At 35.3% G+C, this 6,233-nt stretch carries 9 protein-coding genes; 2 read left to right on the top strand and 7 right to left on the bottom strand.

Annotated elements, in window-relative coordinates; translation table 11 throughout:
- Positions 1-46 precede the first annotated feature (46 nt).
- Genes BPMYX0001_RS11530 through BPMYX0001_RS11545 form a run of 4 tightly spaced genes read right to left on the bottom strand, consistent with a single transcriptional unit; the run spans position 47 to position 2,230 of the window.
- On the bottom strand, positions 47-409 hold the full coding sequence (locus tag BPMYX0001_RS11530; RefSeq protein WP_006095022.1) for a DUF4181 domain-containing protein: 363 nt from the start codon (positions 407-409) through the stop codon (positions 47-49).
- A 56-nt stretch (positions 410-465) separates the two neighbouring features.
- On the bottom strand, positions 466-912 hold the full coding sequence (locus BPMYX0001_RS11535) for an NUDIX domain-containing protein (protein WP_033798911.1): 447 nt from the start codon (positions 910-912) through the stop codon (positions 466-468).
- Between the two features lie 18 nt (positions 913-930).
- The gene (locus tag BPMYX0001_RS11540) at positions 931-1,773 is read right to left on the bottom strand and encodes a PP2C family serine/threonine-protein phosphatase (protein ID WP_033798912.1); all 843 of its coding nucleotides are present in this window, start codon (positions 1,771-1,773) and stop codon (positions 931-933) included.
- Positions 1,751-2,230, bottom strand: coding sequence for an HIT family protein (locus tag BPMYX0001_RS11545; protein ID WP_018780599.1), 480 nt, complete (start codon positions 2,228-2,230; stop codon positions 1,751-1,753). The genes BPMYX0001_RS11540 and BPMYX0001_RS11545 overlap by 23 nt, the downstream gene beginning before the upstream one ends.
- Before the next feature lie 308 nt (positions 2,231-2,538).
- On the opposite strand from BPMYX0001_RS11545, the gene BPMYX0001_RS34915 reads away from it, so the two are divergent.
- Entirely contained in the window at positions 2,539-2,685 is a 147-nt protein-coding gene (locus BPMYX0001_RS34915; protein WP_003204599.1) for a hypothetical protein, read from the top strand.
- A gap of 72 nt (positions 2,686-2,757) precedes the next feature.
- Here BPMYX0001_RS34915 and BPMYX0001_RS11550 read toward each other — a convergent pair whose 3' ends face one another.
- Both BPMYX0001_RS11550 and BPMYX0001_RS11555 read right to left on the bottom strand, forming a co-directional pair.
- Positions 2,758-3,597, bottom strand: a complete 840-nt coding sequence (locus BPMYX0001_RS11550) for an ABC transporter permease (protein WP_018766032.1) — start codon at positions 3,595-3,597, stop codon at positions 2,758-2,760.
- Positions 3,590-4,795 carry a quaternary amine ABC transporter ATP-binding protein gene (locus BPMYX0001_RS11555; protein ID WP_003204603.1) on the bottom strand — a complete coding sequence of 402 codons (1,206 nt, stop codon included), beginning with the start codon at positions 4,793-4,795 and terminating at the stop codon, positions 3,590-3,592. Before BPMYX0001_RS11555 ends, BPMYX0001_RS11550 begins: the two co-directional genes overlap by 8 nt.
- Before the next feature lie 190 nt (positions 4,796-4,985).
- Between BPMYX0001_RS11555 and BPMYX0001_RS11560 the strand changes: the two genes are divergently transcribed.
- Entirely contained in the window at positions 4,986-5,843 is an 858-nt protein-coding gene (locus tag BPMYX0001_RS11560; RefSeq protein ID WP_018780602.1) for a glycine betaine ABC transporter substrate-binding protein, read from the top strand.
- Positions 5,844-5,896: 53 nt separating this feature from the next.
- Here BPMYX0001_RS11560 and BPMYX0001_RS11565 read toward each other — a convergent pair.
- The coding region (locus tag BPMYX0001_RS11565; protein ID WP_033798913.1) for an ATP-dependent Clp protease proteolytic subunit at positions 5,897-6,233 on the bottom strand (337 nt) is incomplete at its 5' end.

Raw genomic sequence — 6,233 nt, forward strand, 5'->3', positions numbered from 1 at the left:
TTATACACATTGAAATTGGGATAACGACTCTTATTATCTAGCTCTTTTAACCAACAGGTTGGAATAAATATATCATTACATTAAATGTAATGATTAAACAAAATACTCCCAATAGAGAAATTACATATTTTTTTGATTTTTTATCATATTTCCATTCCATATACGCCCGAAAAAGCTGTTGCGTACCTAAAAATACAAATAATATATATACACCCTTTATATACTCTGAAGTATAAATACAAACAAAGCCAGCCACTAAATAGATTATGATTATAATCCGCTCTCCCCATTTATGAAGCTCATTTACAGGCTCATAAAGCCAGCCACTTTGTTTTGGTATATTTAATTTCTTTCTCACAAGCTTTTCTAAAAGATATAGCACGAAAATCCATAGAATCAACACAATCACTATTGTGAAAATTGTTCATCCCCCCATCCTTAAAAATCCAATGTTATACATATTAATTAGGAATATACTTTTTGAGTAAGTAAATGGGCAATATTATCGCTCTTTTGTTCTATCAAAGAAACAATCCCCTCAGGATAAGTCAGTTTATCTTTTAACTCCTGTATACTTTTCCATATAAGAATAATATTCTTATGTTCTTTATGAACTAACACTTCACTTATAGACTTTACAGGTTTACACCAATGAAACAACGTACATTGATGGTGTGATTCTCCATCAACTTCAAATATGTGTTCTTTTACAATCGCTAATTCTACTACTCGAACTTGTAAATCATATTCCTCAAGTAACTCCCGTATAATCGCTTCATATGCCGATTCTCCATACTCAATCGATCCACCTGGAAAACGATAAAATGTCTCTTCTTCATTACATTGAACAAGAATTTTAGAATGCTCCTCATCTATGATAATAGCTTCCGCGCGCAATAAGGGTCTTTTCATTTCCTACCCCCTATTTTACTAATTTGAAGATCGTATTTTCTCCGGCTGATCGCTTGGATAAGTAGCATATACACGATTATCATAATCCCAACTAATTATCGTTGCACTATCTCGACCAAGTTGGTGATGAACATGCTCTAGTACATTTTGAATACATTCTGTTAGTTTCACTTTGTTTTCATATATATCTTTATATAAATGAATTGGATTTTCATAACGACGTTCTCCGTATTCTAGTAAGCCATCTGTTACCATTACGATTCTATTTCTTCCTGTACGTAGCTCTCGAATACCCGATGAATAACATGGAACAGGTAAAGAAAATGTATTCACATTCCCAATCCATTCATAAAAATGACGTTGGTTCAGCATATACTGTCCTAGCTTATGTAACTCTTCATGAAATACATAAACGAGGCAATCTCCTATAGAAAACCACCAAATATAATTTTCTTTTCGCACACAAATTAAGCATGCTGTTTCACCCTTTACTTGCTGACACGCCTGTTGAAACGAATTAGATTGAAAAAGTGTAAGGATATGATTTTCAACAGAACGGAATGCTATTTCAATTGGTTCTTCTAATAAAACTTTTATATTTTCATAGTCATTTTGGATTGTATGTACTACTAAGGCGACACTTTCTGCACTATTGTGTCCATCTAATATCATCGCAAATTCCCAATCTCCATTTGACCAAACGAAAGCGCCATCTTCATTCTTCTTTGCGCCTGCACTCGTATTTCCACCATATCTGCCAAGCACTATATCACCATACTGCTTAACTGAAATTTCGCCTAAACACATTTCATCACTACCAACCCATGAATATTGTGTATTATTTGTTGTATGCATACTCATTCACCATATACGTTCGTATTCTTTCGCATAGTTTTTGGATTTGTTCTGCTTGTCCATAAGGTGCACCTTTCCAATTGGCGATCTTAGTTGGTGACCAAAATTCCTTCGGTGTATTTGGATAACGAGGAATTATATGCATGTGCATATGATTGACTCCATTACCGGAAACGAAAGCATAAATATGTTCTGCACCCTCGCATTCTTTTAATGCACGGCTTACTCTACTCGTAATTAAACCAAAAGCTTTCGCTTCTTCTTCTGTTAATTCAGCTAATCCTGGTGCATGTCTTTTTATATCAATCATTACATATCCGAGATACGTTTCCTCTTCTTCCCAATGAACATGCCCCACATATACGAGTTCATCTTCATAGATTGCCCCGCCTAGCACCTTAATCTCCCCTTTATGTTTCTGACATATAAAACAGTGTGCTTCAAAGTGACTTTGTGTCGACATATGCATCCCTCTATCCCTTGGATTTACCATTATAATACCATAAAACACCCTTCCGTTCAGACTATTCAGAAATAAATTTATTATATATTCCTATTATTTCAATTTAACAGTATAAACCTTTGTAATTCTTTTTCATCGAGTCACCTTTAAACAGAGATGGGCATTTATTATAGAAAAAGAAATCTTTTCTTGAAGGAGGAACAAATCATATGCATCCACATTGGAATTCTCACATGAATTACCCACCAACCTCTTATTCAAACAACGCCGTATGAACTACACCACCAATCCCTAATGATTTTCATTACATGATGCAACGTATAGCGAACCTGGAACATCAATTAGCAAAATTGATCTCATTGATTGAAGAAAATAATCAATTAATAAAAGCGATGGAACAACAACAAAATCAAGTGTGTGCACCAGCTGGAAGTTCAGTAATTGTGCGTATGTAACCTTATTTCATTCAAATAAAAAACACGCATCATAATAAGTAGCCTCACTTACAATGCGTGTTTCATTTCTATTTACACTCTTCTTTTCTTATGAAATCCTTGCGTAATCCGATCTAATACAATCGCAATGACTACAATAGCTAGTCCAGCCTCAAACCCCATTCCAATGTTAACCTGTGTTACAGAACGATATACATCTACCCCAAGTCCTGGTGCACCTACAAGCGAAGCTGTAACAACCATCGATAAAGAGAGCATGATACTTTGGTTTACACCAGCCATTATAGTTCCCGTTGCAAGAGGTAACTGAACTTTAAATAACTTTTGCGATGTAGTTGAACCAAATGCATTTGCAGCTTCAATTAAATCTTCTGGTACTTGCCTAATCCCTAAATCAGTAAAACGAATCGTTGGTGGCATCGCAAAAATAACAGATGCGATAATACCAGGAACAACACCTACTCCAAAGAATGTAATCGCTGGAATTAAGTATACAAATGCTGGCATTGTTTGCATAAAATCTAATGTTGGCCTCAATATTTTTGAAAATCGCTCATTTTGAGATGCTAAAATGCCGATTGGGATTCCAACAATGATGGAAATAATGACTGATGTAAGAACAAGCGCTAATGTTTGCATCGTTTGTCCCCAGTAGTTAATGTTTAGAATAAATAATAAGCCGATTAACGCAAATACCACTAAAGATATTTTCCTTGTTGTATACCAAACGAGAAAACATACGATTATAATCATTAAAAATGCTGGAATTAATGTTAAGAAATTTGTAAGTAAATCAACGAAACCACCAATGATGTATGAAAATCCTCTAAACAATCCTTCAAAATGCGCATATAAACTCGTAACAAATGCATCGACCCATTCACCTAAAGGAATACGCGGAATACTATTCATCGTCATTCACCTCTTCCTCAATATTTCCTGCAAGGGCTTGAATGACACTTTCTCGTTTTATGATGCCTCTTAACCTTTTCTTTTCATCAATGACTGGTAATGGAAGCTTCATTTCCGCCATTTTCGCATACGTTTCCTCTAATAATGTATCTAAATATACGTGCGGAATATCTTTTAGTAACAAGTCAGCAATTGGCCACTGCTTTTGAACAGCTTTACTCGCATCATCCGCTGTTAATATCCCTAAAAACTCGTGTTTTTTATTTACAACATATACGGTAGATACCCCTGCATTTCTCATAATTTGCAGGGCCACTCGAGGGCCGCGGTCAATCAATAATGTTTCTGGTCTTTTTAAAATAGATTCAGCCGTAATCACTTTTCCTAAATTCACATCCGCAACGAATTTCTCTACGAATTCATTAGCTGGGCTTATCATAATTTCTTCTGGCGTTCCAATTTGCACAATTTCTCCGTCTTTCATTAATGCGATACGATCCCCAATTCGAAGTGCTTCATCTAAATCATGTGTAATAAAAATAATCGTTTTTTCCATCTTATCTTGTAGCTCTAACAGTTCATCTTGCATTTCTTTACGGATAAGTGGGTCTAATGCGCTAAATGACTCATCCATAAGTAAAACATCTGGATCATTCGTAAGAGCTCTTGCAATTCCAACGCGCTGCTGCATACCACCGCTTAATTGTCCTGGGAAGCTATCTTTATGATGATTCAATCCAACTAATTTAAGTGACTCCAAAGCTTTCGCTTCTCTTTCTTCTACTGGTACTCCTTGTATTTCTAATCCATAGGCAACATTTTGTATCACGGTACGATGAGGAAATAACGCAAATTTTTGGAAGACCATACTCATCTTTGTTCTTCGTACTTTCCTAAGTGCCTCTTTCCCCATTGTTGCGATATCTTCCCCATCTATGTATATGTGGCCTGCTGTTGGCTTTATAAGCTGATTGAGCATTCGAACAAGAGTTGATTTCCCGCTCCCAGATAGCCCCATAATGACAAAAATTTCTCCTGTATACACTTCAAATGTTGCTTTTTTCACCCCAACGTTCATTCCCGTTTCTTTTAATATTTCTGATTTACTTTTTCCCTCCTTTAATAAGGTGACTGCTCTTTGAGGGTTTTTTCCAAATACTTTTGTTACGTTTTCAACACGTACTTTTGTATTTTCCATACAACGACTCCTTTTCTGCCTATCTATTCACATAGTGTAACGATTTTAAACAGAAATATTACATAAAGAGGCTTTTTTTAAAATTCTTGTTTCCGTTCATAATAAGAAGGTTCACTTATAGATTTATTCCTACAAACAACGTGATACAAAACGGAATGAAAAATCTCTATTTACGAAACGGGAGGACTCGATGAAACAGAAAATATGGCTTATAAGCATTTTGTTATTTATCAGTATGATTATTACCTCTTGTAATGCCACAAATGCAAATACAAAAGGAAAAATTAAACTTGGTGTAACAAGTTGGAAGGAAAATATTGCGGCTGCAAATATGTGGAAAGTTTTATTAGAAGAAAAAGGATATAAAGTTGAACTCATGTATTTAGAAAAAGCAGCCATTTGGACTGGCGTCGCTCGCGGCGATGTTGATGCAAACTTAGAAGTATGGCTTCCTGTAACCGATAAGCCCTTAAATGACCGATATAAAAATGATATTGTCTTAAAATCGAAATGGTATGAGGGAACTGGACTTGGATTAGTCGTTCCTTCTTATATGAAAGACATTAACAGTATCGAGGATTTAAATTCCCATAAGGATGAATTGGATAATAAGATTATCGGAATTGAGCCTGGTAGTAGCCTTATGAATTTAACAGATAAAGCAATGAAAGAATATGATATAAAGCTAAAACTTGTCCAATCTTCAGAAGCTGCGATGATGAGTGAGCTAAAAAAAGCATATACACAAAAGAAACCCATCGCTGTAACGCTTTGGAATCCACACTGGAGCTTTTCAGAATTTGATTTAAAATATTTAAAAGACCCTAAGAAAGTATATGGTGAAAAAGACGACATTTATTACTCTGTACGAAAAGGTTTTGAAAAAGATTATCCAGAGATTGTGAAATATTTCGATAGATGGAAAATGAGTGATGAGCAACTTGGTACATTGATGGTTATGTTAAATAAAACAAAGGATCCCGAAGAGGCGGCTCGAAAATGGATTAAAAAGAATCAGGCGTTAGTAAATGAGTGGATAAAAGATTAATTTATTACGCAAAAATAGGCCAGGGAGCCTAATGTTCTCTGGCCTATTTTAAGTTATTTTTTTTCAATAACAGCATCGACAATACCATATATTTTAGCTTCTTCCGCAGTCATAAAGTAGTCTCTTTCTGTATCAAGAGCTACCTTTTCAATTGGCTGACCTGTTCGATCTGATATGATTTTGTTAATATCGTGTTTTAACTTTAATATTCGTTTTGCAGTTATTTCGATCTCTGTCGCTTGCCCTTTCACTCCGCCAAGCGGCTGATGAATCATAATTTCACTATTTGGAAGCGCAAACCTTTTCCCTTTCGCTCCAGCGAGTAATAATAGCGCTCCAAATGAAGCTGCGAATCCCATACAAAGCGTTTGAACATCAGGTTTAATCAAA

Origin of the sequence: Bacillus pseudomycoides DSM 12442, assembly GCF_000161455.1 — a bacterium.
GTDB lineage: Bacteria > Bacillota > Bacilli > Bacillales > Bacillaceae_G > Bacillus_A > Bacillus_A pseudomycoides.

What these genes read in the sequence shown, in the direction of transcription:
- BPMYX0001_RS11535 (WP_033798911.1), bottom strand. Translation starts at nt 912, where the DNA reads ATGAAAAGACCCTTATTGCGCGCGGAAGCTATTATCATAGATGAGGAG.
- BPMYX0001_RS11540 (WP_033798912.1), bottom strand. Translation starts at nt 1,773, where the DNA reads ATGAGTATGCATACAACAAATAATACACAATATTCATGGGTTGGTAGT.
- BPMYX0001_RS11545 (WP_018780599.1), bottom strand. Translation starts at nt 2,230, where the DNA reads ATGTCGACACAAAGTCACTTTGAAGCACACTGTTTTATATGTCAGAAA.
- BPMYX0001_RS34915 (WP_003204599.1), top strand. Translation starts at nt 2,539, where the DNA reads ATGATGCAACGTATAGCGAACCTGGAACATCAATTAGCAAAATTGATC.
- BPMYX0001_RS11550 (WP_018766032.1), bottom strand. Translation starts at nt 3,597, where the DNA reads ATGAATAGTATTCCGCGTATTCCTTTAGGTGAATGGGTCGATGCATTT.
- BPMYX0001_RS11555 (WP_003204603.1), bottom strand. Translation starts at nt 4,795, where the DNA reads ATGGAAAATACAAAAGTACGTGTTGAAAACGTAACAAAAGTATTTGGA.
- BPMYX0001_RS11560 (WP_018780602.1), top strand. Translation starts at nt 4,986, where the DNA reads ATGAAACAGAAAATATGGCTTATAAGCATTTTGTTATTTATCAGTATG.